This is a genomic window from Bradyrhizobium sp. Kon37 (assembly GCF_055807535.1).
The window spans coordinates 1-24,996 of sequence record NZ_JBVVOY010000020.1 but is presented as its reverse complement, the minus strand read 5'-3'; the positions used below and the strand labels follow the sequence as shown (position 1 = coordinate 24,996).

18 protein-coding genes are annotated in these 24,996 nt (G+C 64.2%); 8 read left to right on the top strand and 10 right to left on the bottom strand.

The window, feature by feature from the left end; genetic code table 11:
• Positions 1-6 precede the first annotated feature (6 nt).
• Together AC0L3J_RS28440 and AC0L3J_RS28435 are read right to left on the bottom strand one after the other, a co-directional pair.
• Positions 7-570: a cytochrome b gene (locus AC0L3J_RS28440; RefSeq protein ID WP_473349179.1), complete on the bottom strand. Its 564-nt coding sequence runs from the start codon at positions 568-570 to the stop codon at positions 7-9.
• Positions 567-1,622 carry a catalase family peroxidase gene (locus tag AC0L3J_RS28435; RefSeq protein ID WP_473349269.1) on the bottom strand — a complete coding sequence of 352 codons (1,056 nt, stop codon included), beginning with the start codon at positions 1,620-1,622 and terminating at the stop codon, positions 567-569. The genes AC0L3J_RS28440 and AC0L3J_RS28435 overlap by 4 nt, the downstream gene beginning before the upstream one ends.
• Positions 1,623-1,958: 336 nt before the next feature.
• Here AC0L3J_RS28435 and AC0L3J_RS28430 point away from each other — a divergent pair, with 336 nt between their 5' ends.
• Together AC0L3J_RS28430 and AC0L3J_RS28425 are read left to right on the top strand one after the other, a co-directional pair.
• The gene (locus AC0L3J_RS28430) at positions 1,959-2,852 is read left to right on the top strand and encodes an SDR family NAD(P)-dependent oxidoreductase (RefSeq protein ID WP_473349178.1); all 894 of its coding nucleotides are present in this window, start codon (positions 1,959-1,961) and stop codon (positions 2,850-2,852) included.
• Positions 2,853-3,054: 202 nt separating this feature from the next.
• On the top strand, positions 3,055-5,925 hold the full coding sequence (locus AC0L3J_RS28425) for an ATP-binding protein (protein WP_473349177.1): 2,871 nt from the start codon (positions 3,055-3,057) through the stop codon (positions 5,923-5,925).
• A gap of 4 nt (positions 5,926-5,929) precedes the next feature.
• Here AC0L3J_RS28425 and AC0L3J_RS28420 read toward each other — a convergent pair whose 3' ends face one another.
• Together AC0L3J_RS28420 and AC0L3J_RS28415 are read right to left on the bottom strand one after the other, a co-directional pair.
• Positions 5,930-8,650, bottom strand: a complete 2,721-nt coding sequence (locus tag AC0L3J_RS28420; RefSeq protein WP_473349176.1) for an ATP-binding protein — start codon at positions 8,648-8,650, stop codon at positions 5,930-5,932.
• A gap of 245 nt (positions 8,651-8,895) precedes the next feature.
• The gene (locus tag AC0L3J_RS28415) at positions 8,896-9,177 is read right to left on the bottom strand and encodes a hypothetical protein (RefSeq protein WP_473349175.1); all 282 of its coding nucleotides are present in this window, start codon (positions 9,175-9,177) and stop codon (positions 8,896-8,898) included.
• Between the two features lie 254 nt (positions 9,178-9,431).
• Between AC0L3J_RS28415 and AC0L3J_RS28410 the strand changes: the two genes are divergently transcribed.
• From AC0L3J_RS28410 to AC0L3J_RS28395, 4 genes are all read left to right on the top strand, one after another.
• Entirely contained in the window at positions 9,432-9,674 is a 243-nt protein-coding gene (locus AC0L3J_RS28410; RefSeq protein ID WP_473349174.1) for a hypothetical protein, read from the top strand.
• Positions 9,675-9,980: 306 nt separating this feature from the next.
• The gene (locus AC0L3J_RS28405; RefSeq protein WP_473293677.1) at positions 9,981-10,208 is read left to right on the top strand and encodes a hypothetical protein; all 228 of its coding nucleotides are present in this window, start codon (positions 9,981-9,983) and stop codon (positions 10,206-10,208) included.
• Between the two features lie 482 nt (positions 10,209-10,690).
• Entirely contained in the window at positions 10,691-13,588 is a 2,898-nt protein-coding gene (locus AC0L3J_RS28400) for an ATP-binding protein (protein WP_473349173.1), read from the top strand.
• A gap of 56 nt (positions 13,589-13,644) precedes the next feature.
• A complete protein-coding gene (locus AC0L3J_RS28395) occupies positions 13,645-14,853 on the top strand; it encodes an ABC transporter substrate-binding protein (protein ID WP_473349172.1) in 1,209 nt (402 codons plus the stop codon).
• A 48-nt stretch (positions 14,854-14,901) separates the two neighbouring features.
• Here AC0L3J_RS28395 and AC0L3J_RS28390 read toward each other — a convergent pair whose 3' ends face one another.
• From AC0L3J_RS28390 to AC0L3J_RS28365, 6 genes are all read right to left on the bottom strand, one after another.
• Complete coding sequence (locus AC0L3J_RS28390; RefSeq protein WP_473349171.1) at positions 14,902-15,603, bottom strand: hypothetical protein; 702 nt, start codon at positions 15,601-15,603, stop codon at positions 14,902-14,904.
• An 11-nt stretch (positions 15,604-15,614) separates the two neighbouring features.
• Positions 15,615-16,886: an efflux RND transporter periplasmic adaptor subunit gene (locus AC0L3J_RS28385; RefSeq protein ID WP_473349170.1), complete on the bottom strand. Its 1,272-nt coding sequence runs from the start codon at positions 16,884-16,886 to the stop codon at positions 15,615-15,617.
• Positions 16,883-20,065: an efflux RND transporter permease subunit gene (locus AC0L3J_RS28380; RefSeq protein ID WP_473349169.1), complete on the bottom strand. Its 3,183-nt coding sequence runs from the start codon at positions 20,063-20,065 to the stop codon at positions 16,883-16,885. The genes AC0L3J_RS28385 and AC0L3J_RS28380 overlap by 4 nt, the downstream gene beginning before the upstream one ends.
• Before the next feature lie 79 nt (positions 20,066-20,144).
• Positions 20,145-21,062, bottom strand: coding sequence for an RNA polymerase sigma factor RpoH (gene rpoH, locus AC0L3J_RS28375; RefSeq protein ID WP_473349168.1), 918 nt, complete (start codon positions 21,060-21,062; stop codon positions 20,145-20,147).
• Positions 21,063-21,122: 60 nt separating this feature from the next.
• Positions 21,123-22,547 carry a sensor histidine kinase gene (locus tag AC0L3J_RS28370; RefSeq protein WP_473349167.1) on the bottom strand — a complete coding sequence of 475 codons (1,425 nt, stop codon included), beginning with the start codon at positions 22,545-22,547 and terminating at the stop codon, positions 21,123-21,125.
• 9 nt (positions 22,548-22,556) lie between these two features.
• A complete protein-coding gene (locus tag AC0L3J_RS28365; protein WP_473293669.1) occupies positions 22,557-23,237 on the bottom strand; it encodes a response regulator transcription factor in 681 nt (226 codons plus the stop codon).
• Between the two features lie 489 nt (positions 23,238-23,726).
• Here AC0L3J_RS28365 and AC0L3J_RS28360 point away from each other — a divergent pair, with 489 nt between their 5' ends.
• Complete coding sequence (locus tag AC0L3J_RS28360) at positions 23,727-23,975, top strand: hypothetical protein (RefSeq protein WP_354056949.1); 249 nt, start codon at positions 23,727-23,729, stop codon at positions 23,973-23,975.
• Between the two features lie 303 nt (positions 23,976-24,278).
• Entirely contained in the window at positions 24,279-24,653 is a 375-nt protein-coding gene (locus AC0L3J_RS28355) for a hypothetical protein (protein ID WP_473349166.1), read from the top strand.
• The last annotated feature ends 343 nt before the right edge of the window (positions 24,654-24,996 follow it).

Below are 24,996 nucleotides of genomic sequence, written 5' to 3'. Positions count from 1 at the left end.
AAGCGCTCATTCTGCCGGCGTCGTCCTGTTCCGCAGTGGAAACAGTGCGATCGTCCCGAACACGCCGTCGCGGCGAACCAATGTGTGGAACAGCGCTGCCGCCAGATGCAGCAGCACGAGGGCAAAGAACGCGAAGCCCAGGTAAAAATGAGCATTCCATAGCAGCGTGTGCACGCGATCGCTCTGCGGCAGCAGCGCCGGGATTCGAATCCCGCCATACAGGACGACCGGATAGGCCGCAGCCCAGAGCATGCCGAGACCCAGCAACGGCATGACGATCATGAAGCCATAGAGGAGCTGGTGCGACAATCTCGCTCCCAGCTTGATCGCCGGCGGAAGATCTGCCGGCAACGGCGGCGCGCCGTAATGGAGCCGCAGCGCCAGCCTGATCACGACGAGGACCAGAAGCGTGACGCCGAGCGTCTTGTGGATCAGGATGAGCGGCAGATATGTCGCCGCCACAGTGGACACCATGCCGACGCCGATGAAGAACATGGCAACGATGCAGGCTGCCATCAGCCAGTGCAGGAGCCGCTGAAACAGGGCGAAACGATGCGGAGAGTTGCTCATGGCTTGACGGTCGCGGTTCGCGGATAGTTGCCGGCTTCGGCCGCACGCAAATCATAGGACTTGCGGTAGACCGACGAGCGCGCGGCCGGGAAAGGATCGTCCGACACCCGGATTCCCTGGGGCAGCACGGTCGGATCGAAGTTGATGTCGCGGCAGGGTCCATCCCGCTCGGGTTCGATCCGCTGGACGACAAGCGTTCCGACCTGCACCGTACGCCGCCCCTCGGGCCAAGCCTTGCTCGGGTCCGCGGTCGGATCACCGGGATCGGCGATGGTCGTGACCATGGTCCAGCGTTGCGAGCCGGCGGTCCGGACCCGCTCCGCTATCTCCTGCTCGAGAAAATCCGGGCCGCGCTTCTCCAGTTCGGCCTGTGACACCGGAACGACCGTTGCGGTCGGCCGCAGCGACCATCGCACCGCGCGCTCGCCGCCATTCGCATCCGTGAAGATGAAGCTGTTGAGGCCGTTGTAGGCATCCTCCGCATAGCTCGCGGTCCACGGCGCCGTCTTGGCCCAGGTCGCGAAGGCGGCGAATTCCGGGTTTGCCTGGATGAAACTCTTCATCGCCTCCGGATCCTTCTTGCCGGATGCAATCAGCAGATCGTGGAACGCATGCGGCGTCGACACTGCAAAGACCGGCGGGTCGATCAGCGCCATCCGCCACTCTTCGCCGTCCGCCGCTGCGATCTGCAACCCCAAACCGCGCACCCGCACGGTCGCATCCACGGCGTTCGGGTCGGCTGTGCCAAGATTGAAGCGGCCCAGGGCCGGATACCCGCCTCTCTCGAAGACTCTGGCCTTCGAGAGCTCCACGCCGTTTCCGTTGGACTCGAAGACGCCGGTGAAGCAGATTCCCTTGGCATGATTTCGCCGGTGCCCGAGCGGCGCGCCACTCGGAGGCGTCAGCGCCGAAATCATCAGCTCCGGTGTCAGGCGCCCGGGCGAGAGCCAGCCCGCAGCGTACGCGAACGCAGCAGCGCCGCCTCCGACGAGGGCCACGATCAACACGAGCCAGCCAAGCCCCGAACGCGGCGAATTGCCTGACTGATTCATTGCTTCTCCTCGCCAAGCGCAGACCGGCCACGCGGCTCGCTCTGTCGAGCGGTTCGGGTTCTTTGTAGCCGCCGGCCAGGATCGCGATCTTCTGAAACCCACCGCCAATTTCGCGAAGGCACGTTCCGGCTGGTCCGATCGGCGGGAAGCTCCACTTTCGGGCTTTCTCGAAATAATTCGTGCGATCTGGAAATCGCCCGCCGGGCTCGAAAGACCCGTCTTGCAACCGGCGGCATTTCAGAGGTTCTTCACGCAAGGCCGCCAGTCGATCGACGAACGATGAACGTGTCGCGACGCTGGTGCCTTTGCGGATGCCGCAATGCGATTGGGGATCGAATGAGCAAAGTGATCGTCGTCACTGGAGCTGCAAACCGCATCGGACGAAGCACATGCCAGAAACTGGCTCAAGCCGGACATAGGGTCTACGTTTCCATGCGGGAAATGGATGGCCAGGATGAGCCCGACGTCGGAGAGGCCGGAGCCGAGGCCGCGACGCATGGCGCGGAACTCCGAACCATTGCGTTCGACGTCTCCTCGGAAGCCTCCGTAAACTCGGCCATCGATGCCATCGTCGCTGAGAACAACCGCCTCGACGTAATCGTGCACAATGCCCGGCAGGTGCTCTACGGGCCAGCGGAGGCCTTTACACCGGACCAGCTTGCGGAACTCTACGACACCAACGTTCTGAGTGCGCAAAGGCTCAATCGGGCCGCACTGCCGCAGCTGCGCAGGCAGGGCCATGGTCTGCTGATATGGGTCTCGTCGAGCAGCGCGCGTGGCGGCTCGGTTCCTTTCCTGGGAACCTATGCTTCGTCGAAGGCCGCACTGGACGCGCTGGCGCTCGGTTATGCCGGCGAGCTCGCGCGCTGGGGTGTCGAGACGACCATCATCGTCCCAAGTGCGCTCGGACCCAGCCACTACGTTCGCTCCGGCCGTCCGCTCGACACCATCAGGGCCGAGGAATATGCGGATGGTCCGACGGCCGATTTGAGCGAGATCGCAGTATCGGCACTTGCGCAGCTTTCAGCAAAGGAGCGAACTCCGCAAGACGTCGCAACCGCAATCGCCGATATCGTCGACATGCCATTCGGACAGCGTCCGCTGCGTGTTCATTTCGGCCCGGACGATGACGGAGCTGCAGCCGTCGATGCCGTCGCCGACAGCGTCCGCGCGGAACTGCTCCGCCGGATCGGACTGGAAGACATTCTCAAGCCGGCATCGATCGGATAGGGCGGGCGCGTCGTGGCGTCGCACGATCAAGCCTCAGACGAAAGTGATAGAGCCCGATGCTTTACCCTGAAACGACCGGATGTTACCGTCTGAGCGCCACTGCGGTCGCACGTCTTGGTGTGCTTCCAAATCACAGAACGTGACGAGTCGTGCGCCGGGTTGATGTCCCAAAATGGCCCCCCGCTGGCAAAGTAACGACTTGATGGCCCAAGCTGGCCGCCCCGCCGAAGACGAGTCCGCCCGGGAGATTTTTCTCTTCGGGCCGTTTCGCCTCGACCCCTCGCAGAGGCGGATTGAACGAAACGGGAGTCCGCTCCAACTATCGGGTCGCGCATTCGACATCCTGCTCGCGCTGGTCCGGCAGGCCGGCCACGTCGTCAGCAAGACCGATCTGATCACCAGGACATGGCCTGGCACCGCTGTTGAGGAAAACAGTCTGCGTGTCCATATCGCCGCACTCCGCAAGGCACTCGGAGACGGCAATGCCGGCGCCAGATATCTGAGCACGGTCTCCGGCCAAGGCTACTGCTTCGTCGCGGCGGTCTCGCGCCCGGAACAGAGGCAACCCGCGCCAACCAATCCGACTTACGTCCACAATTTGCCGGCGCATCCCCGACAGATGGTGGGACGTGAGCGAGCTATCCAGGACATCTCGGACAAGCTGCGAGCCCACCGCTTCGTCACGGTGGTCGGCCCGGGCGGCATCGGCAAGACCACGGTCGTCGTTTCCGCGGGCCATGCCTTGCTCGCGGAATTCGCCGGTCGTGTCCACTTCGTCGGCCTCGGCGAGACCGGCAACGCCGCTCCGGTGCCGGCGATCGTCGCGTCTTCGCTGGGGCTGCTGGTTCGATCGAATGATCCCACGAGCAGCCTCGCGACATTCCTGCGCGACAAGCGCATGCTGCTCATGCTGGACTGCTGCGAGCATGTCATCGAAGCGGCCGCAGCGCTGGCCGAACGGCTCTACCAGGTGGCCCCCGAGCTGCACATCCTGGCCACGAGCCGCGAGTTGCTGCGCGTCGAAGGCGAGTTCACATACCGTCTCCCGCCCCTGCCGAGCCCGCCGGAGAAGGCCATTCTGACGGCCGCAAATGCTCTCGCCTACCCTTCGGTAAAACTCTTCGTGGAGCGTGCGACCGCGGGAGGCGGCGAGTTCACGCTGACGGATGCGAACGCCTCCGACGTCGGCAACCTCTGCCGTCGGCTCGACGGCATCCCGCTAGCGATCGAGCTCACCGCCGGCCATGTGGCCGCATACGGCGCGAGAGCGATGGTCCAGCTCCTCGACCAGCACCTCAATCTGCTCTGGGAGGGACGACGCACCGCGCTGCCCCGACACCGCACGCTGCGCGCAACCATCGAATGGAGTTACGATCTTCTCTCCAAACCGGAGCGCGTAATCCTCGGCCGGCTGTCGGTGTTTGTCGGCAGCATGACCCTGGAGGCCGCGCGGTCGATTGCCGCGACCGCGGAGAACGACGATGCGATCCTTGCGATCATCGACAGTCTCGTCGCCAAGTCGATGCTTGCACTGAACACCGCCTCGCAACCGACCCGCTACCGCCTCGCGGATTCGACCCGGGCGTACGCGCAAGAGAAACTTGCCGCCAGCGGCGACGCCCGCGCGATTTTGCACTGTCACGCCCGCTACTTTCTCGGTCTCCTTGAAAGGATCGCGGGCAAAGCGGGCCGGGACCTTTCGGCGGCGGCCGAGGAATTCGGCAACATACGGGCCGCGCTGACGTGGTGCTTCTCGGATCAGGGAGACCGCACAACCGGCGTGGCCCTCGTCGCGGCATCGATACCGCTCTTCTTCAAGCTGTCGCTCCTGCCGGAATCCGAACTCTGGGTGACCCGCGCCATCGAAGCACTGGACGAAACCGATGCAAGCAGCAGGCACGGTCTCATCCTTCATACTGCGCTTGGAGCCGCCCGCATGCTCACGGGACAGCTGGATGAGCTTGGCGCAAATCACCTCCGCCGCGCGCTCGCTCTGACCGAAAAGTTCGGTGACATACCAGAGCAGATCCGTTTGATCGACCAGTTGCATCTGCTGCAATTGTTCGTCGGAAAATATGATGAGGCATTGGCTACCGCCAAACGTGGCGAAACCATTGCGCTGACCAGCAACGATTCCAATGCCGTCGCGCGCATGCGCGTGTTGCTCAGCATCTCCTGCCAGTATCTCGGCAGGTTCATTGACTCTCGCTCATACATCCAAGCGGCGTTGCGTCATTCGGGCCTGGATGGGGACGTCCTTAGCGGCCTCACCCTCGAATATCCCAAACGCGCTCAAATCACCCTTGCGCGCGTCCTCTGGCTTCAGGGACATCCCGATCAGGCGACGCAACTGGTGCGCCGGGCCATCTCCGACGTTATCGCAACGAATCATCCGGTCATGTTCTGCCGAGCGTTGCCATGGGCATTCGGCGTCTTCTTCTGGAATGGCGACACGGGGGATTGTGAGGAACATGTCGACAGGTTCATCGTGGAGGCCCGAAGGCACAACCTCGCCATCCTCCAGATGGTCGGCGAGGCCATAAAGGGGATTACGCTGCTGGCCCGCAGCGAGACCGGCATCGGGCTCGCGATGCTGAAAGGTTCGATCGAGAAGCTGCAGAGCCGGAATTTCGGTGCAGTGGCAGGGCTTCGCATGCCCCTCGCCGAAGCCCTGGCGGCGACAGGTCATGGCGACGAAGCCCTGGACACCATTGATCGGGCGATTGCCCAGGCCCGGCACTGCAACTTCATGATGGACATGCCCGACATGTTGCGCGTCAGAGCGGAAGCGCTGATGCGCAAGAGAAGTCCGGATCTTCCGCAAGCGGAGCTGAGCCTCGTGCAGGCGCTCGACGTCGCCCGCCATCAGGGAGCGCTAGGCTATGAGCTTCGCGCGGCGATCGCGCTTGCGAGGCTATGGCAGCGAGGCGGGCGCCGCCACGAGGCACACGATATGCTTGCGTCCGTCTATCGGCGGTTTACCGAGGGATTCCACACGCGCAGCCTCGAGACGGCGAGGGAATTGCTGGCTGAGCTGAGCCCGCCGCGCTCGTGCTCGTTTGCGGCCAAGTGATCGCCTACGATCCCAACTTCGACATCATTGCGCGCGCATCACGGAGGTCGGCCGTCTCGAAACCCTCGGTGAACTTGCCGTATACGAATGCGAGAACACGGCGTGCATCGGCCGGTTGCCCCTCACTCGCGCTCAATCGTGCCACGCTGATCGCCGTTCGCAGCTCCCAGGCCAAGGCGCCCTGGGTCCGCGCCACCTCGAACGCCCTCTCGAACACCTGCTTGGCGGCGCTCGTCGAGCGGTGCTCGCCCGGAAGCAGCAGCAATTCGCCTTTGATGCGCCAGAGTTCGGCGACATACCACCCCTCGTCCCTCGCCTCGCATCGCGCGAGCACCTCGTCTGCGGTCGCGAGCCCCTGCGATACCTCGCCGGCCTCTCCGAGACATACCGCGAGTTCGCCGAGGGGAAGCAGAAACCGCGGCAGGTGCCGCGCCTCGCCCGCAAGTTCGAGCGCCTTGCGCAGCAGCGGCAATCCGGTCGCGAGGTCGCCCCGGCGCGAGATCAAGAGGCCCCTGAAGGCGCGCGCCCACAGATTCCACAAGCGGATCGGATGACGCTCAGTGTGTTCGAGCAGCATCGTACAATAGCGCTCGGCCGCGTCGAGATCGCCGGCCAGGAACGCAATCGGGCAGGCGCCCTGGCCAAGGACACTGCAGAATGTGAGTGCGTGCCCGCTGGTCCAGCCTTCCTCGACGTTGTGCTCGACGACGCTCAGGGCCTGATCCGCGAGCCCGAGCAACCACAGGATCCGCGCCTGGAAATAGCGCGTCGAGACCCGCAGGTCGAACCGGAAACGAATGACCTGCGGCTTTGCCGCAAGTTCCGAGAGCCGCGACAGGGTTCGCCCGATATGATGATGAGCGAGCCGCTGGTCGCCGCGATAATGCAGCGTGGTTGCGAGAAGCCGATCGGCCATCATGCGGTCGACGGGATTTCCGGAGTCGACCACGACCTCCGCGAAGCGATTCGCAAATTCAAGCGCCCTGCGGAATTCGCCGTTGTTGAACTGATCGATGCAGAGCCCCCACAGCGCGCGCAACAGGTAATCCCTGTCACCGAGCTGCTCGGCGAGCTGCAGGGTCGCAGCCCAGGCGGGACCAGCCTCCCGGGCCCTGCCAACACCGTACATCAGCGACCAGCCGCGCGCGGCCGACAGCTGCATGCGGAGCCGCGGTGCGTTCGCAGCCGTCGGATCGAGCCGTGCCAGGGCGAGTTCGGTCCGCTCGCGGCATTCACTGAGGAGCGACAACTGCACCCATAGCGGGACCGCAGCCGCCGTCAACGCCGCACCGATTTGCGGGTCTCCGCCGGAGGAGAAGGCCCAATCGAGGCTCGTTCGCACGTTATCGATGTGACGGCCATAGATCGTGAGCCACTCCGCCTGCGGCTTCACTTCGCTGTCGGCTTCGGCGCGGGCAAAGAATCCGGAATAGTATTTGGCCTGGCGGCGGGCGGCGTCGGGAAATTCTCCGGCGGCCTGCAGCTTCTCCAATGCATAAGCGCGCGTGGTATCCAGCAGGCGATAATGAGGCCTGTCGCCGCGAATATCGGCGAGAACAAGCGACTTCGCCACCAGCCTGGCGAGCTGTCCGGTCACGTCGCCGATACACTCGCCGGCAAGCGCGATCACTGCATCGAGCTGGAACTCGCCAGCGAATATGCCGAGCTGCCGGAGCAGCCACGCCTCGTCGTCCGGCAAGAGGTCGTAGCTCCAGTCGAGCGTTGCGCGCAACGTTTGCTGCCGCGGCAACGCCGTGCGCCGGCCGGTCGTCAAGAATTTGAACCTGTCGTCGAGAAGTGCCGCGATCTTTGGTGGGCTGAGCATGACCGCGCGCGCCGCCGCAAACTCGATCGCAAGTGGAATGCCGTCCAGCCGCCGGCAGATCGCCGCGATGGCGCCGATGTTCTCCTCGTCGGGCGCGAAGTTTGAACCCAGCGCCTTGGCCCTGCTCGTGAACAATTCCACTGCGCTATACGCAGAAGCGCCGCCGGGTTCGAGCCGGGCTTCAGGCGGCACGCCGAGCGGAGGCACGCGGTAGACATGCTCCCCCTCGATGCGTAGCGCCTCCCGGCTCGTCGCTACAATAATCGTCCCAGAACAGTGGCTGACGACAAGTTCAGCCACCTGCGCCACGGCATCGATAACATGTTCGCAATTGTCGAGAACGAGCAACAATGGTCGAGAGCCGATCGCACGCGCGATGGCGTCCGGCGAAATCTCCTCGCCCTCGAGCTTGGTGCCAAGCACGCCGGCGATGACCGAGCAGACGAGCCTGGGGTCGGATAGCGAGGCCAGTTCGACGAGCAACCGATCACCCGCAAAGCCGGGCGGCGGCGTTCTTGCGGCCTCCAGCGCCAGCGCCGTCTTTCCGATGCCGCCGGGCCCGACCAGGCTCACCACGCGATAGGCCGACAGAAGCCGCCACACATGTGCGATCGCGGCAGCCCGGCCAATGAGATTAAACGATGCGCTGGGAATGTTGATCGACGGCAGCACGCCGGTTGCGACAGATTGTAGCGGGGTCTCCATATGCCGGATCCGCCACGCTCCCCGCAAACGATAGCCGCGCCCAACGGTGGTCGAGAGCATGTCGCGGTCGGGACCAAGCGCCTTTCGGATCGCCGCGATATGCACCCGAAGCGCACTCTCCTCGACAAAGACGCCCCGCCAGACCCGCTCCGTCAGGTCGTTCCTGGTGACGAGCTGGCCCTGCGCTTGAACCAATTCCGCAAGAATCTCAAAGGCACGTCCGCCTAAAGGAACAAGCTCTCCGGCCGAGCGCAATTCGCGTCTGACAAGATCGATCTCCCATTCCGCGCAAATGTAGACGGGGCGCTGGCCTGGCTCAGCCATCATTGGGACAGCCCAAGCGGTTTCATCATCTTCAGTCCAGCTTACCATCAACCCTTTCGAAAGACACAAGTTGCCGGACGGCGCAGCCGCTAGCCCCCGCCTCGCAATGGCGCTGTTCAGCAGCCGCGGCAGATTGATCCTTCCAGCATCTTCTCGAGCCGGATGTCATCCTTGGCGATGGTCTGGTCCGTGCCGAGCAACGGCCCCTTCATCGCGTGACCACCGCCGTCGGACGATGGAAGCGCGGTGCCCAGCGAGGTCGTGCCCGGCGCGGCGGCGCTCGTACCGAGCGCACCGCCGCGCCCCATCGACACATGCGATCCCATGCCGCCGCGGGCCAACGCAGTGCCCGAGAGCGCAACGCTAGCGACGACGCAGATAGCAGCAAATAATCTCATGGGTCACAACTCCAGATGTTCAAACGACCTGCTTCCCAGAGACGTGCACAGGACGCGTTTGACCACGCACATTCGCGCGAGGATTCTGACAAGCGTGACAGACTCTTCCCGCAAGAGTGATGTACCTCCGCGGGGGTTTTCCACCAGGACAACCTACATCACCATCATCAAGAATAATTTTCGGAAACGCCACCAGCCGAGCAGCGATCGTCGCCAAGCGCCTCTCCGCACACAGCAAATAATGGAGAATCGCTATGAGTGCATTCAAGATCCTGATCGCCGCGGCGCTGATCTCAACCGCAACGATATCATCCGCGTCCGCAGCCTGGTCCTTCGCCGATCAGGAGCCGGCAGCCTTTGCATCGATGTACCCCGATCGCGACGTGCTGAATGGCGGCGCGCTGACACCTGCTGGACGAATGGGCCTCGAGCGTCCCGGTGGCGCGGCGCCCGTCTTCGGCATGGACCAGCTTCACAACCGGCACTGGCGTCATTGAGGAGATATCGCAAGCGAGCATCATGGGTCCTGCCAATTGCAGATGAGAGTACCTACAACGAGGAGCGCGACCGCGCCACGCAACGCGCCCTCGGACCTCACAGCCAGCAGGCGACGTCATCACCTGATTAGGGCGCGAAGCTCCTGATCGGATGAGTCGTCGATGTCTGAAGTCAACGCGCTTCGACGACTCCGTGCGAAGACGAAAATGTTCGTTCGATCAACGCTATGGATCCGACGCGCGAACGCACATGTCTCGCTTGCGGGCCGGGGCGTTCCCGGCGTCGCTTTCTCAAGGAGATGTTCGATGACGACACTGAAGCTCTTGTCGGCCGGATTCGTGGTCGCAGCCATGATTGCCTCCCCCGCGATGGCTCGCGAAGGCAACGCGAAGCGCACCAATGTCGACGCCTACGCGTCGGCTCAGCGCGTCCCGGTCACCTCCAAGCGTGGCTGCGTCCGTGCTCCCGACGTCGGCGCGTACGCAACCGCTCCCTGGCGCCGGCCGCCGTGCGAGCCCACCTCGGGCTATTGAGTTCGCGAACCGGAGCAAGTCCGGTCGACGCCGGCTGGAAGTTGATGGTCTCAACGTTCCGGATTCAACCTCTCGGCGGAGGAAGGGCGGCGGCTCACGATCGGGCCGCCGTTCTTGCGACCGGTGCACGTCTCCGGCACGCATTTGTACTCCGGAATCCTTGCCCGACGATTTTCGGCGATGTGAGCAAATGACGCATCCATTGATGGCATCAGGCTCCTTCCGACCGACTCTCCTATCGTGACACACACCCGGCTGCTGTCACGAATTCGTGTGTCGAACACGAACGCGTCGGGTGTCAGCATCGACGATGAACAAAGCCGCCGGCGACCGGGCGGGCCTTCTTGACACGCCGATAATCTCCCCTGTACGACAGCCCAAGCGCATTCGCGCTTTCAAATTCTTGCCAAGGGTCGGTGATCTCAAGGACGGGCTCGTGATTCCCCGGGATCATGGCAGCGAAGTTGATGCACGGACCCGTCATGTCATCGCCAGTTGACCGCACCTACTCTTTCGGAAATTGGCTGATCGATTGCCAACGCCGAGAACTGAGATACGACAACGACATCGTGCCGATCGGCAGCCGCGCGTTCGAGATACTCGAGAAGCTGGTCGGCTCGGCGGGTCTTCTCGTCACCAAAGATGATTTGATCGGAAGCGTCTGGTCGGGCCTGACCGTCGAAGACAACACGCTTCAGGTTCATATCTCGGCCGTTCGCAAGGCGCTCGGCGAGGATCGCAATCTCCTCAAGACGGTTTCGGGCCGCGGATATATGCTCGCCGGAACCTGGCGAAGCGGGCATCTGGATCACCCTGCCGCCGCACCGATAACGATTCCCGCCGACGCGCCCTTTTCCAGCAACCTGCCGAGCATCCGTGCGCCCCTTATCGGTCGCGAGGATTGCATGAGCCAATTGGTCGATGTGCTTTCGGCTTATCGGGCCATTACTCTCGTCGGACCCGGCGGCATCGGAAAGACTAAGCTTGCAATCGAGCTGGCGCGCAGCGTCGCGCCTGCCTTCAACGATTCCGTGGCGCTGGTCGAGCTCGCGACTCTGCAGGATGCGGCACTTGTGGCATCCGCATGCGCACGCGCACTCAAGCTCGCCTCGAATGACAAGGAAGTCTCGGCCGCGAGCATTGCCCAGGCCATCGGGACCCGCCGTCTGCTTCTTGTCCTGGACAATTGCGAGCATGTGATCGAAGTGGCGGCGCAAATCGCCAGTGCCGTGCTTCGCTATTGCCCGAACGTCACCGTTCTCGCGACCAGCCGCGAAGGTCTCCGCATCGACGGCGAATATGTTGCAGCCATCCCAGCGCTGTCGGTTCCTGATCCCGACATGCACGATCCCGATCTGCTGCTGCGGGAAAGCGCGGTGCAGTTGTTCGTCGCACGGACGCAAGCCCTGCGCGCCAGCTTCGTCGCAGGCACGGAAGAGCTCCGGAAGATTGCCGCCATCTGTCGCCGCCTCGACGGCATTCCGCTCGCATTGGAATTTGCCGCGGCCCGGGCCGCCAATCTCGGCGTGGACACCGTACTGCTCCGTCTCGACAAGCGCTTCGAGCTCCTGAACGGCGGCCGCCGTGACCAGTTGCCGCGCCACCAGACCCTCCGGGCGACACTGGACTGGAGCTATGACCTTTTACCCCCGGCAGAGCAGGATCTACTGTGCCGTCTCGCGGTGTTTCCGGCCGGCTTCGCCCTCGACGCGGCCATCGCGATGATGGATGACATTTTGTCGCGGTCGGACGTCATTGAACCCCTGTTCAATCTGGTCGGGAAATCGCTGGTGTCGCTAGACCCCTCATTCGAGGGGCGATGGCGTCTCCTGGAGAGCACCCGCGCTTATGCGCTGGAGAAGCTCGCGGACGCAGGCCGCGTCGAACAGGCTGCCAGGCGGCAGGCCGGCTTTCTCAGGCAGATCATAGCGCCACTCGGCGATGCCTCTCCCGCTCCCGAGGACATCTCCCGTTTCGCCCAGGAGATCGGCAACGTGCATGCAGCGCTCGACTGGGCGTTCTCGCCCGGTGGCGATACCGCGCTTGGCATCGAGCTGACGGCCGGCTTCGTTCCGGTATGGATGCAGTTGCTGTCCTTCGTGGAATGCTCGACGCGGATCGAGCACGCTCTTGCGCATTTCAGTCCCGGGTTCACCTGCGTTCCGAAGCTCAAGGCGCAGCTCTATGTCGCGTTGGGTTTCGCGCTTCTCAACACGGCGGGAACAGCGGACCGCATGAAGGCGGCGCTGAGCATCGGTCTCGCGCTCGCCGAGGAACTGTCCGACCTCGAGCTTCAGCTCAGGGCGGTCTGGACGCTGTGGAGCTATAACCTCAACTCGGGTCAATATGCCGCGGCCAAGGAGGTCGGCGAACGCTACCTCGACATCGCGCTGCGCACCGGGAGCCTCGCCAACGAGGCGGTCGGCCGTCGCCTGATCGGCGCCGCCACGCATTTTTTCGGAATGCAGGAGGATGCACGACGCGAGCTGACGTTGTCGCTGGATCATTCGGCTCACGGATTGAACGGCAGTGCGAACCAGATGTGGTTTCTGCTGAACCAGAGTGTGCTTGCCAAGGCGATGTTGGCGCGCGTCCTGCTGCTGCAGGGCAAGATCGCCCAGAGCAGATCTCTGGCCGCCGAGTGCCTCGAGGAGGCCCAGCGTGAGAAGGACAAGCTTGCGATCGCCTACGCACTCCGCAACGCCGTCTGCCCGATCGCGCTGATGACGCATGATCTTGCCGCCGCGGATCAGGCGATATCCTCCCTTCTCGAGCTCGTCACGCGCGAGGGAATAGCTTTCTGGACCAGCTGGACGTCCTGCCTGAAGGGACAATTGCTGGTTCTGCAAGGCAAGCATCACGACGGAATAGCGCTGCTGCGCAGTGGCCTGAAGGCTCGGACCGAGAACGGCTGGCTGATGCGTAATCCCGAGTTTCTCGGATCGCTTGCCGAAGGCCTGCTCGCAAGCGGCGAGGCTGCGCAGGCCCTGACCGCGGTGGAAGAGGCCTTGTCGATGTCGCGGCGGGGCAGGCAATTGTGGTGCCTTGCCGATCTCCTGAGGATCAAGGCTGAAATTCTCCTGGCCAACGATCCATCCGATTTGTCTCGATCCGAATTGCTGTTCGGCGAAGGACTGTTCGTGGCCAGGGACCAGCAATGCCCCTTTTACGAGCTGAAGGTTGCCGCGGCATGGGCAAGGATCATGGCGGGATCGAACCGTCAGCAGAGGGCGCTCGATCTCGTCGGTCCGGTCAGCGCTCTGTTCGATCAGGAGGTCGATCTTCCAGCCCTCGCCTTTGCCCGTACTCTGGCTGAAATACCGGGCATCTCGCTTTCGACATGCGACGACGACCGGCCCCCAACCTGCACCTGCCATTAGGTTGCGATGCCTTTCGGCCGACACTGCCCTTCACTCCATCTTCCGGACCTTGCGTGATGAACATTTCTCGACGACAGATTTTGGGCGGCATCGGTGCGTCGATGTTTTCGCCCGGCATCATCCGTGCGCAGGGCACGCGCCCGATCAGGATCGGCGAGATCAACTCCTATAGCAGCGCGCCCGCGTTCACCCTGCCCTATCGTCGCGGCTGGCAGTTGGCGGTCGAGCAGGTCAACGCCAAAGGCGGCCTTCTCGGGCGCGAGCTGCAGGTCATCAGCCGGGACGACGAAGGCAAACCCGGCGTCGCGATCCGCGCGGCAGAGGAGCTCGTGCGCAGGAACGAGGTCGATCTGCTGGCGGGCGCATATCTGTCGAATGTCGGCCTCGCCATTAGCGACTTCGCCCGGCAAAACCGAATCCTGTTCGTGGCAAGCGAGCCGCTCACGGACGCCCTCGTCTGGGAGAGCGGGCATCGCTATTGCTACCGGCTCCGCCCCTCGACATACATGCTGGCAGCGATGCTGGTGGAAGAGGCTGCGCAACTCAAGGCGTCGCGATGGGCGACGATCGCTCCGAATTACGAGTACGGGCAGTCGGCCGCAAGGTGGTTCACGCAGCTTCTGCGCCAACGTCGTCCCGATGTCGCGTTCGTCGGCAGTCAGTGGCCGCCGCTGGGCGCCATCGATGCCGGCGTCGTCGTGAACGCGCTTGCCCAGCAGAACCCCGAAGCGATTCTCAACATCACCTTCGGGCCCGACCTCACCAGATTCGTCCGGCAGGGACATGATCGCGGCCTGTTCGAAGGGCGAGACGTCGTGTCGTTCACAACAGGCGAACCCGAATATCTCCATCCGTTCGGAAAGGACGCGCCGACAGGATGGATCGTGACCGGCTATCCCGTGACCGATATCCTGGACCAGGCCAACAGCTCGTTCGCGTCGGCCTATTCCGTGCGCTACGGCGAGGCTCCCACCATGGGCTCCGTGGTCGGTCACGCCATGATCAGCTCCATCGTGGCTCCGATCGAACGACTCGGAAGCGTCGAGACCGAAACGATGGCCGATGGCTTTGGCAATGTTGGCTTCGATACGCCGTTTGGGCCGGCAATTTGGCGTTCGATCGACCATCAGAGCACGATGGGAACGTTCGTCGGCCGCACCGCGGTCAGAGGCAACAAGGCTGTCATGGTGGACTGGAAATACCGGGATGGCGGTACGATGCTTCCACCGGACGCCGAAGTCCGCAAGCTCCGCCCGGCCACATGACCGGCAATGCGCTGTGATGCGGTGATACGAAAGCCTTGCAAGGCCACCTCAGCATCCCGGCGGCAGGATCGGCGACACGCCCGGCGTCGGCGCCGCGCCTGAGGCGTTGGCCGGCAACATCGTCGCGGGCTGCGCCAGAGTCATCGAGACTCCTTCCGCGCACGCCGAGCTGTTGGGGCTGGGCACGACGGCGGCATTCGAGTCAATCCCCGTGCCGCCGGCGCCGTTGGTGTCCGCCAGGATCGTGCCGGGCGCGGGGCTTGCGGGCACTTGCGAAATCGAAAGCGGCAGGGACGCAGCGCTCGTCACCTGTCCTCCCGGCGTTGAGCTGCATGCCACTGTCGCAGCCGTTCCCGCCGGCGCAGCTGCGGCGATCGTCCCGATGGAGCTGCTGTTCTGTCCCGTGACCGGCAGGATCGGAGCCGCGATACCCGATGTTGGGAGGCCGAAGGGCGATACCGTCGGCGTCGCCGGCACCGGCATTGGCGATGACGACGGCGGGGTGCAGACGACCACCGTCCCCGGCGTGGTCGGATCCGACGCGAGCGGAACAGGCGCCAACGTCGTATCCGGCGCACCCGGTACGGTCGTTGCGGAAAACGGCCCCGGACTGTTGAGCGGCGAGATCACGATCGCGCCCGGCACCGTCGGCAGATCCATTGCGGTGCTGCCGGTCGTTGCGATTTGTGCCTGGCCCGGAGAGAAGCCGAGCAGGCAAGCGACCATCATTGCAAACGCGAACCGCATCATCTTTCGTGTCCCTAGCTCGTCTCAAGCTTGCGAACGGTGACCTTGCTGCCTTCTGCCAGAGTGACCGCAGGATTGAGCACGACCTGATCGCCGGGCTGCACGCCGTCGCGCACTTCCACCGTGGTGCCGAAATCCCTGGAGATCGAGACCTGCTGCAAATGGACCGTACCGTTCCGCACGACCGCGACGTGGAGGCCGTTCTGATCGAACACGAGTGCGTCGGACGGGATCGTCATCGACGGCGTCCGGCGCGGGATCGATAATTCGACCGTGCAATAGATGCCGGGACTGAGCAGGCCATCGGGATTCGGCACGTCGATCTCGGTCAGCAGCGTCCGGCTCCCCGGCTGCAGCGCGGTCGCGATCCGCGTGACCTTGCCGGCAAACGTCCGCCCCGGAATCTCGGGGACGCGGATGTTGGCATCGACGCCCGGGGCAACGCCGAACGCCTCGTCCTGCGGTACGAAGACCTGGGTTCGGATCACGTCGGAATGCATCATCGTGAACATGAAGGTGGAGCCGGCTTGCACCAGGCTGCCATTGTCCACGTTCCGCTGCGTGACCACACCGTCAAACGGCGCCACCACACGCTGATAAGATTTCTCCTGCTGGAGCACGCGAATCTGCGCTTCCTGCGCCGTGATGTTCGACTGCGCAACGCCAACAGCCCCCTGCTGCGCGCGGAGGGTGAGGCGGTCATTGTCGCCCTGCTGTGCCGTCAACCAGCCTTGCTTGACGAGATTGCTGTCCCGCGAGTTGGTGACGTCCGCCAGCTCCCGGCTCGCCTGCGCCTGTTGAAGCGCAGCCTGGTTCTGGGCGAGCGTCGCCTGCGCCTGTGCGATCTGCTGATCCAGTTCGGGAGCGGTGATTTCTGCGAGGAGATCGCCCTTCTTGACCCGATCGCCGATATCGACGTGGCGCTTCTCGATGTAGCCGCTGGTCCGCGCGAAGATGTTGGCCGCCTCGAACGCAGTCGTCGTCGCCGGCAGGCTCACCTTCATGATGTCGCCGCTGGGCTTGACTGTCGCCACCCGAACTTCCGGAACGCTGGTCCGAACCTGCTCCGCCACGGCGGCAACCTCACGCGCAGCCTCATAGTGCCGCCAGCCGCCGATGCCCAGACCGCCCGCAAGCAGCAGGAGCACGCCTCCGCCGAGCAACGCACCGCCGTAACGATGTCCAGATCGTGCGCCCTTGCCCGGCAGTTCCACGACCCGGAGGCTCTCCGTCGCCGGGCGACCTCTCGCCCCGTCGTCATCCGTCTTTGCGCGAACGTCACTCATTCCGGTTGCTCCTCGAATACACCGTGGCGCGGCTTGCCGTCATTGCCCTTGCGCAGCATGGCGAAGAGATAAGGCACGATCAGCAAGGTGGTCGGGGTCGCGAACAGCAGGCCGCCGATGACCGCCCGCGCGAGCGCGGCATTCTGCTCCTCGCCCGGCCCGCCGATCGCCATCGGGATCATGCCCACGATCATCGCCGCCGCGGTCATCAGCACCGGCCGGATCCTCGTTCGGCCCGCGCTCAGCGCCGCCTGGAACGCGGAATGTCCCTTCAATTGCTCGTCACGCGCGAAGGTCACGAGCAGGATGGAATTCGCCGAGGCAACACCGATCGCCATGATGGCTCCCATCAGCGACGGCACGTTCAGCGTCGTCCCGGTGATGAACAGCATCGTCACGATACCGCAGAATGTCGCCGGCAGCGCCAGGATGACGACGAAGGGATCGCCAAAGTTCTGGTAGTTCACGACCATCAGCAGGTAGACCAGGATGGCCGCGAACAGCAGCCCGATTCCAAGATCGCGGAACGACTGATGCATGCTCTGGATCTGTCCCAGAACCCGGATCGAATTGCCTGGCTGAAGCTGCTTCTGCAGGGTCGACGTCACCTTTTCGATATCAGCCGCGACGCTGCCGAGATCGCGCCCCTGGACGCTCGCATAGACGTCGAACACCGGCTGGACGTTGGCCTGGTTCGAATTGGTGGGAACGGTCCCCCGCTTGAACGTCGCGACGTTGCTGAGCAGGCCGGGCACGGTCTGGCCGCTTGCGGCAGCCGACGCCGACACCGGCGTGTTGCCCAGGGCGTTCAGCGAGTTGGCCCTGTATTCGGGAGTCTGCACCGCCAGGTAATAGGGGATGCCTGAGGTCGGGTCCGTCCAGAAATTCGGCGAGACCTGCGCGGACGAGCTGAGGCTCACATTGATATTGGTCGCCACCGTGCTCGCATTGAGGCCCAGCTGCGCTGCGCGGGTGCGGTCGATGTCGGCGTAGAACGCGGGAGCATCGACCTCCTGCTGCAAATGCGCATCGACCACGCCGGGGATCGCCGCGAGGCTCTTCTGCAGCTCCTTGGCCACGGCCAGATTGTTGCTGCCGTAGCCGACCGTGCGGACATCGATCTGCGCCGGAAGACCGAAGTTCAGGATTTGCGTGACGATGTCGGCCGCCTGGAAATAGAACGTGTCCTCCGGGAAGGCCGCCGGCAGCACCTGCCGCAGCTTCCTGACGTAATCCGCAGTCGGCTTGTGGCCGTCCTTGAGCGACACCAGAATGGTGCCGTCATTCACCCCGATCGTCGAGCCATCGGTGAATGCGAGATTGTAGGCCCGCGCCGGGAGGCCGATATTGTCGACGATCAACGCACGGTCGCGCTGCGGAATGACCTCGCGGATCTTGTCCTCGACCGCCTGGAAGATCGCTTCCGTACGCTCGATCCGCGTGCCCGCCGGCGCGCGAACATGAAGCTGGATCTGGCCGCCATCGATGACGGGATAGAAATCCCTGCCGACATAGGCGAACATGGTGGCTCCGAGCGCCAGCACCAGCACGGCGACGACCGGCAGGACGGCACGACGGCGCAGCAATTTCTGCAGGAGATCGGAATAGCCATCGCGCAGATGCTCGAAACCGCGCTCGAAGGCGGCGGAGGCGCGCGAGAAGATCCCCGACGGGCGCTCGCCTTCGCCATGACGCCGCTCGCCCTTCAGCAGCAGGCCGATGGTGATCGGCGTGAGCGTCCGCGACAGCCCGTATGATGCCAGCATCGCGAACACCACGGCGAGGCCAAGCGGCGTGAACAGGTATTTGGCCGGGCCCTCCAGAAACACGACCGACGTGAACACGCAGCTGATCGCGAGCGTCGAGACCAGCGTCGGGATGGCGATTTCGGCGGCTCCGTGCAGCGTCGCCTCCGGCAACGGCAAGCCTTCCTCGGTCCAGAGCCGGTGCGTGTTCTCGATCGTCACCGTCGAATCGTCGACGAGGATACCGACCGCGAGGGCGAGCCCGCCGAGCGTCATGGTGTTGAGGGTCTCGCCGAGGAAATACAGCACGATCAGCGAGGACAGCATCGCCAGCGGGATCGAGATCAGGACGACCAGCGTCGATCGCCACGATCCCAGAAACACTAGGATCATCAGTGCGGTCAGGCCGGCCGCGATCGCGCCTTCGCGCAGCACGCCGTCGACCGAATGGGCGACGAATATCGATTGGTCGAACAGCTCATTGATCTTCAGCCCTGCCGGGGCCGCCGCGCGGATCGACGTCAACGCCGCCTTGACGCCGTTGACGACGGCGAGCGTGGAGGCGTTTCCGTTCTTGATGATGCTGAGCAGGACGGCGCGATGGCCGTCCTCGCGGACGATGTTCTGCTGCACCTGGGCGCCGTCGCGGACCTGGGCGACGTCCTTCAGGAAGATCGTGGCCCCGTTCGCGAACTTGACCGGGATCATGTTGAGGTCCTCGATCGTGGCCGGCGTCGCGTTGGTGCGAACGGTATACTGGGTGTCGCCGATCTTGGTCGTGCCGGTCGGCAACGTCAGGTTCTGGGTGTTCACTGCGTTGACGATGTCGAGCGGCGTCAGTCCGCGCGACAGCAGCTTGTTCGGATCGATGTCGACCATGATCTGGCGGTATTTGCCGCCGGCAGGCGTGGGCAGGGTCACGCCAGGGACGGGAGCCAGTTGCTGGCGGACCCGGTAGATGCCGAAATCGTAGAGCTGCTGCTCGTTCAGGCTGTTCGACTCGAGGCTGAGCTGGAGCACCGGCACGCTCGAGGCATTGAACTGCACGATGATCGGCGGCTGGATGCCCGGCGGCATCAGGGCGCGGATCGCGTTGGTCGCCGAGACGATCTGCGAAATCGCGAGATCGAGATTGACGTCCGGCTGGAAGTAGACTTTCTGAATCGACAGGCCGTTAAGGGTCTGCGCTTCGATATTCTTGATGCCGCTGACGTTGGCGCTGATCGAATACTGGCTGTAGGTGCTGACGCGCTGCTCCATCTCAGGCGTCGAGAGCCCGGTGTAGCTCCAGATCACCGTGACGACGGGGATGCGGATCTCGGGGAAAATATCCGTCGGCATCGACCGGATCGCGATGCCGCCGAGGAACAGGATCAGCGCGGCAAGCACGTAGAATGTGTGCGGAAGCCGTAGCGCGAAGCGAACAATTCCCATGATGGTCTGCCTGGAGCGGTTTACGCGGGATCGTCGGACAGATGAGAGCGGCCGGACCTGCGTTCAAATGAAAACGAATTCAGACGCTGCATGCGGTGCCCCTTGGCGCATCCTGCATGGCAAGCATCACCGCACGCTTGACCTTGGCAAAGGCGCGGATCTCGATCTGCCTGACACGTTCGCTGGATATGGACAGTTCCTGGGCGAGCCGATCGAGCGTGACGGGGCATTCCGTCAGCCGCCGCGCATCGAAGACGCGACGTTCCCGCGCCGCAAGCCCGCTGAGCGCAACACGCAAGGCGCTGCCACGCCGCTCGGTCTGCTCGTGATCGACCAGCACCGTCTCGGCGTCGACCGCCCCATCGACCAGCAAGGCTTCCAGCTCGGTTCCGCTGTCCTCGCCACCGACGCGCACGTTCAGCGACATGTCGCCATGCAGCCGCGTGTCCATCTCGATCACCTCTCGCGCGGTAACCTCGAGCTTCCCCGCGATCAATTCGGCGACGTCAGGGGTGAGCCCCGACATCGCGCTGCCGGTGGCTTTCCTGATCTCGCCGCGGAGCTTGAAAAACAGCTTCTTCTGCGCGGCCGTCGTCCCGATCTTGACGAGGGACCAGGACCGCAGGATGTACTCGTGAATGGCCGCCTTGATCCACCAGATGGCGTAGGTGGAGAAGCGCGCGCCGCGACCGGGTTCGAAGCGTGACGCTGCGATCACGAGGCCGAGATTCGCCTCGGCGATCAGATCGACCATCGGAAGGCCGTATCCCTTGTAGCCTCGCGCCAGCCTGGCCGCGAGGCGGAGATGACTGGTGACGAGCGCGTCTGCCGCTCGCCGGTCCCGCGTCTGCTGCCAGCGGCGTGCAAGCTGCTGCTCCTGACCGGGCTCAAGGAAGTCGTAGCGCCCGATGGCCGCGGAATACGCGCTGAGGAACGGCACCGGTGCGACCGGCGTAGCAGGGGGATTGGTCCTCGTCAGTTCGTGGCTAGTCTGCATCTGTCGCTCCCACGGTCCAGGCCGGCTGTTCAATCTCGAAAGCATCGCGGATCATTTGGCTCATCCCATCTGGTCTGCGTCGGCGTGCAGCAATGTCCGCCACCGGCGCGCGGCGGCCGTCCCCGCCCGTCCGGTCCAGGCCAGGATCTCGATCCGCCCTCCGGGGGCCGGACCGACGATCAGCCGAAAGCCGTGCAGCTTGACGATGGCGGCGACCAGGCTCAGTCCGAGGCCGACGCCCGGCGTATGGCGCATCTTGTCGGAGCGATAGAACCGACGCAGCACCGCCTCGCGTTCCTGCTCGCTGATGCCGGGCCCGGTATCGCTGACGCACACCAGCGCCGTGTCGTCGTCCGCTTCCAAGGCGAGCTCGACCCGACCGCCTGACGGCGTGAACTTGATAGCATTGTCGACGAGATTGGCGATGGCCTCGAACAGCAGGTCGCGGTCACCCCACACCAGCACATCGCGCTCGATGACGACCGCAAGCGCAATGCGCTTGTCTTCGGCAATGGGTTCGTAGACGTCGCACACCTCCCGCAGGATCTCGTCGACCGCGACGTCGCCGAAGCCGGCCATGCGGCGGTTGTTCTCGATCTCGGTCAGGCGTAGCAAGGCGGTGACGATCGCGAGCGACTGGTCGATGCCGGCAATGGCCTTGTCGATGGTCTCCTGCAGCTCCTCCAGCGTGGCCGCATGGGAGCGCCCGCGCTCCAGCGCCAGGCGGACGCGCGTGAGCGGCGTCCTGAGATCATGGGCGATGTCGTTGCCGACGCCGGCGAGCGCATTGATCATTGTTTCCATCTCGTCGAGCATGCCGTTGACGATCCCGGCCAGCCGCGCGAACGGATCGTCCGTCCCGTCCTGCGGAAGCCGCTCGCGCAGCTCGCCGGCGACGATGCGCTGGACCCGCTGGTTCACCTCCTCGACGCGCCTCTGGGCGCGGAGGCTGAGCCAGGCACCGGCCAGCAGGCAGAGGCTGAAGGCCGGCAGCAGGCCGAGGGCCAAGGCCTGCCCCACCACACTCGAGATCTCGCGTGTCTCGTCGACATTCCGTCCGACCACCAGGACATCGCCGCCGTCGAGGCGCTTGCCGATCACCCTGACGACGGGATCGTGCACTGTCGTCGACTTGATGAGATCGAGGCGCACGCCCTGCACCGCTCCGTCGAGCCCGAGCTCGCGCGGCACGCGGTCGATGTTGCCGGCAAGGCGGGTGCCCGCGGCATCGAACAGTCCCGCGTATTGCACGCCCCTGGAATCCTGATCCAGATGATCCGCGATCGCGCTGATGCGATGGGCCGGCGACAGGTCTGAGATAAAGTGAATCTGGGTGGTAATCATGCGATCGGATCGCGCGACCAGATAGTTGTCGAGCTTCCAGTAGATGAATGCGAACAGGCCGACGACGAACAGCGCGAAGCATGCCGCCATGGCCAGGGCCGAAAGGAACGTGCTGGAGCGGATCAGCTGGATCTGACGCATCGCCGGCCCCTATTGCCGCGAACGCAGGACGAAGCCGGAGCCTCGGACGTTGTGGATGAGCGGCACCTCTCCGGGGCCGTCGACCTTGTGACGGAGCCGGCCCATATGCACGTCGATCAGGTTCGTGGTTGCCGGAACGAACTTGTAGTTCCAGACCTCTTCGAGCAGCATCGCGCGCGTCAGCAGCTGATCATTCCGGCGCATCATGTATTCGAGCAGGCGGAATTCGCGCGGCAGCAGGTCGAGCTCACGCCCGCCGCGTCGCGCGGTACGCTCGATCAGATCGATCTCGAGCGGCCCGACCTGCAAGGTCGTTTCTCGGCTGTCGATCGGACGGCGCAGCAACGCCTCGATCCGCGCGACCAGCTCGACGAGCGCGAACGGCTTTGTGAGATAATCGTCTCCGCCCATACGCAGCCCGCGCACCCGATCGTCCACCGCGCCGAGCGCACTCAGGACCAGGACGGGTGTCCGGACCTGATCCCTGCGCAGCGCCTCGATGACGGTGAGCCCGTCCATTCCCGGCAGCATGCGATCGACGATCATGGCATCCGGGCTTGACGCACGCGCCCGGTCGAGACCGTCGACGCCGTCGCCGGCCCACTGCACCTCGAAGCCGCGATCGGAAAGCTCGGCGACAATCGCCTCCGCGGTCTCCGCATCGTCCTCGATCAGGAGAATCCGGTTCATGACCCTCGCTCCACGTTCCACGCGGCGTCTCGGCGCGCGGTGGGTACGCGTAGGCTCGGCGACGCGCTGGGTCATGTTCGATGCCCGCGCTCGTCGAATGCGCGGCCTTGACGCCGCCTTTTGCCGGCCACTCGCTGCGGTACGAGATAGGCTCGCGGCACAGGGGGCACCATTGAATTGCAGTTCATGATCTCGGCCGTGCGCCTGAGGAGCAGCGCCAGTGCAAGGGCGATACGTGTTGCCAATGGCGTGATCATCTTCAGGGCTCCGCTCCGAACTGCGCTGCATCGAACATATGAGCTCGACGCGCTCGCGGTCGTCCGGGGGACAACGAATGTTATGGATTCGCACGATCGTGGTGCGACGTTACATCGGCTCACGGGCCGTTGAATTGTGGTGAGCAATTCGTGCATTTGAATCGTGCCCGGTCGCGCACACCTCGATGAGCAGCCGGCTTGGTCGGCCTGATGTCATCAAAGGAGAGAGCGAATGACCACGTCCAAACTGTTGTCGATGGGACTGATTGCAGCCGCGATGCTCGGCGGTCCCGTGATGGCGCGCGAGCATCACCGCGTCGTGCGGCAGCCCGCGATGGAGGCCGACACGGTCGCAACGAGCGCGCCCGTCTATCAGGGCGAACGTGGCTGCGTTCCTGCGCCGCGCGTCGGCGCCTTCGCCACTGCGCCGTGGACCGGCAACAACGTGCCTTGCGAGCCCGGCACCGGCAGCTTCTTCTGATCGCGCCAACGTTTCCGGCCGGGTGACTTCGCCGGCCGGACGTTTATCGAATCACGGGGAGCGGACTGACCTCGTCAGCCCGCTCCCTTGCGTTGCCTCGCGGCCACGCGCGGCGCGATCACCTTCGTGCGCGGCGCGCCCGATGTCTGACCTGAATGTCTGACGTCGAATTCAGTTGGATTGCCGCGCAGCGCTCCTACCTCTCCAGCATCACACGCCCAGCCATCAAGCAGCCTCGCGCGCACCGCGCGACGCGGAAGCGGGCTTCAGGGATGACCGGGCTCAACACGAGAGGAGTTTTCCATGAAACGAGTCATCATGATTCTGGCAACAGCAGCGCTCGCCTCGACGCTCGCGATCGGCACGGCCGACGCGCATGGCGGTGGTGGTGGCGGCGGCCACGGCGGATTTGGCGGCGGCGGCTTTGGCGGCGGACATGCTGGCTTTGGCGGCGGCGCGCATTTCGGCGGCATGGGACATGAGGGCGGATTCGGCGGCGGCGCCCGGTTCGGCGGCGGGCACCTCGGCTTCGGCGATCATGCCGGCGACCTCCGCCAACACGCGTTTCACAGCTACGGTCGCTACCGGCCCGGATATGGATTCTACGGCGCCTATCCGGATTGTTATGATTGGTACGAACTGCATCCCGGCCGGTCGTTGCCGCTGAGCTGCAGCTAGATCCGCGCATCACGCCGATCGGTCCGGATCGCACAGCGTTACGGTCCGGGCCGATCCCGCTAGCGCAGTATCATGGCGCGTCTGTCGGCATGCATGATGGCGCAACACACAGTTTCGCATCCTCGCGGCGCTTATCGCCCGAGCTTTGCCTGGTCATTCACCCTCGTAGATCCAAGAGGGCGCAGGGAAGGCCGGGTGCTGACCTCACACCCTCCGCTGCGCGAAACGCACACGCAGGAAGAACCACACAGCAGCATACAGGTGGTGCCAATCACTCGGCCTTCCCTGCGCGATGGTCGGACGGCTTATGCCGTGCTCTCCCGGGAGCCGAACTTTCCTTCTG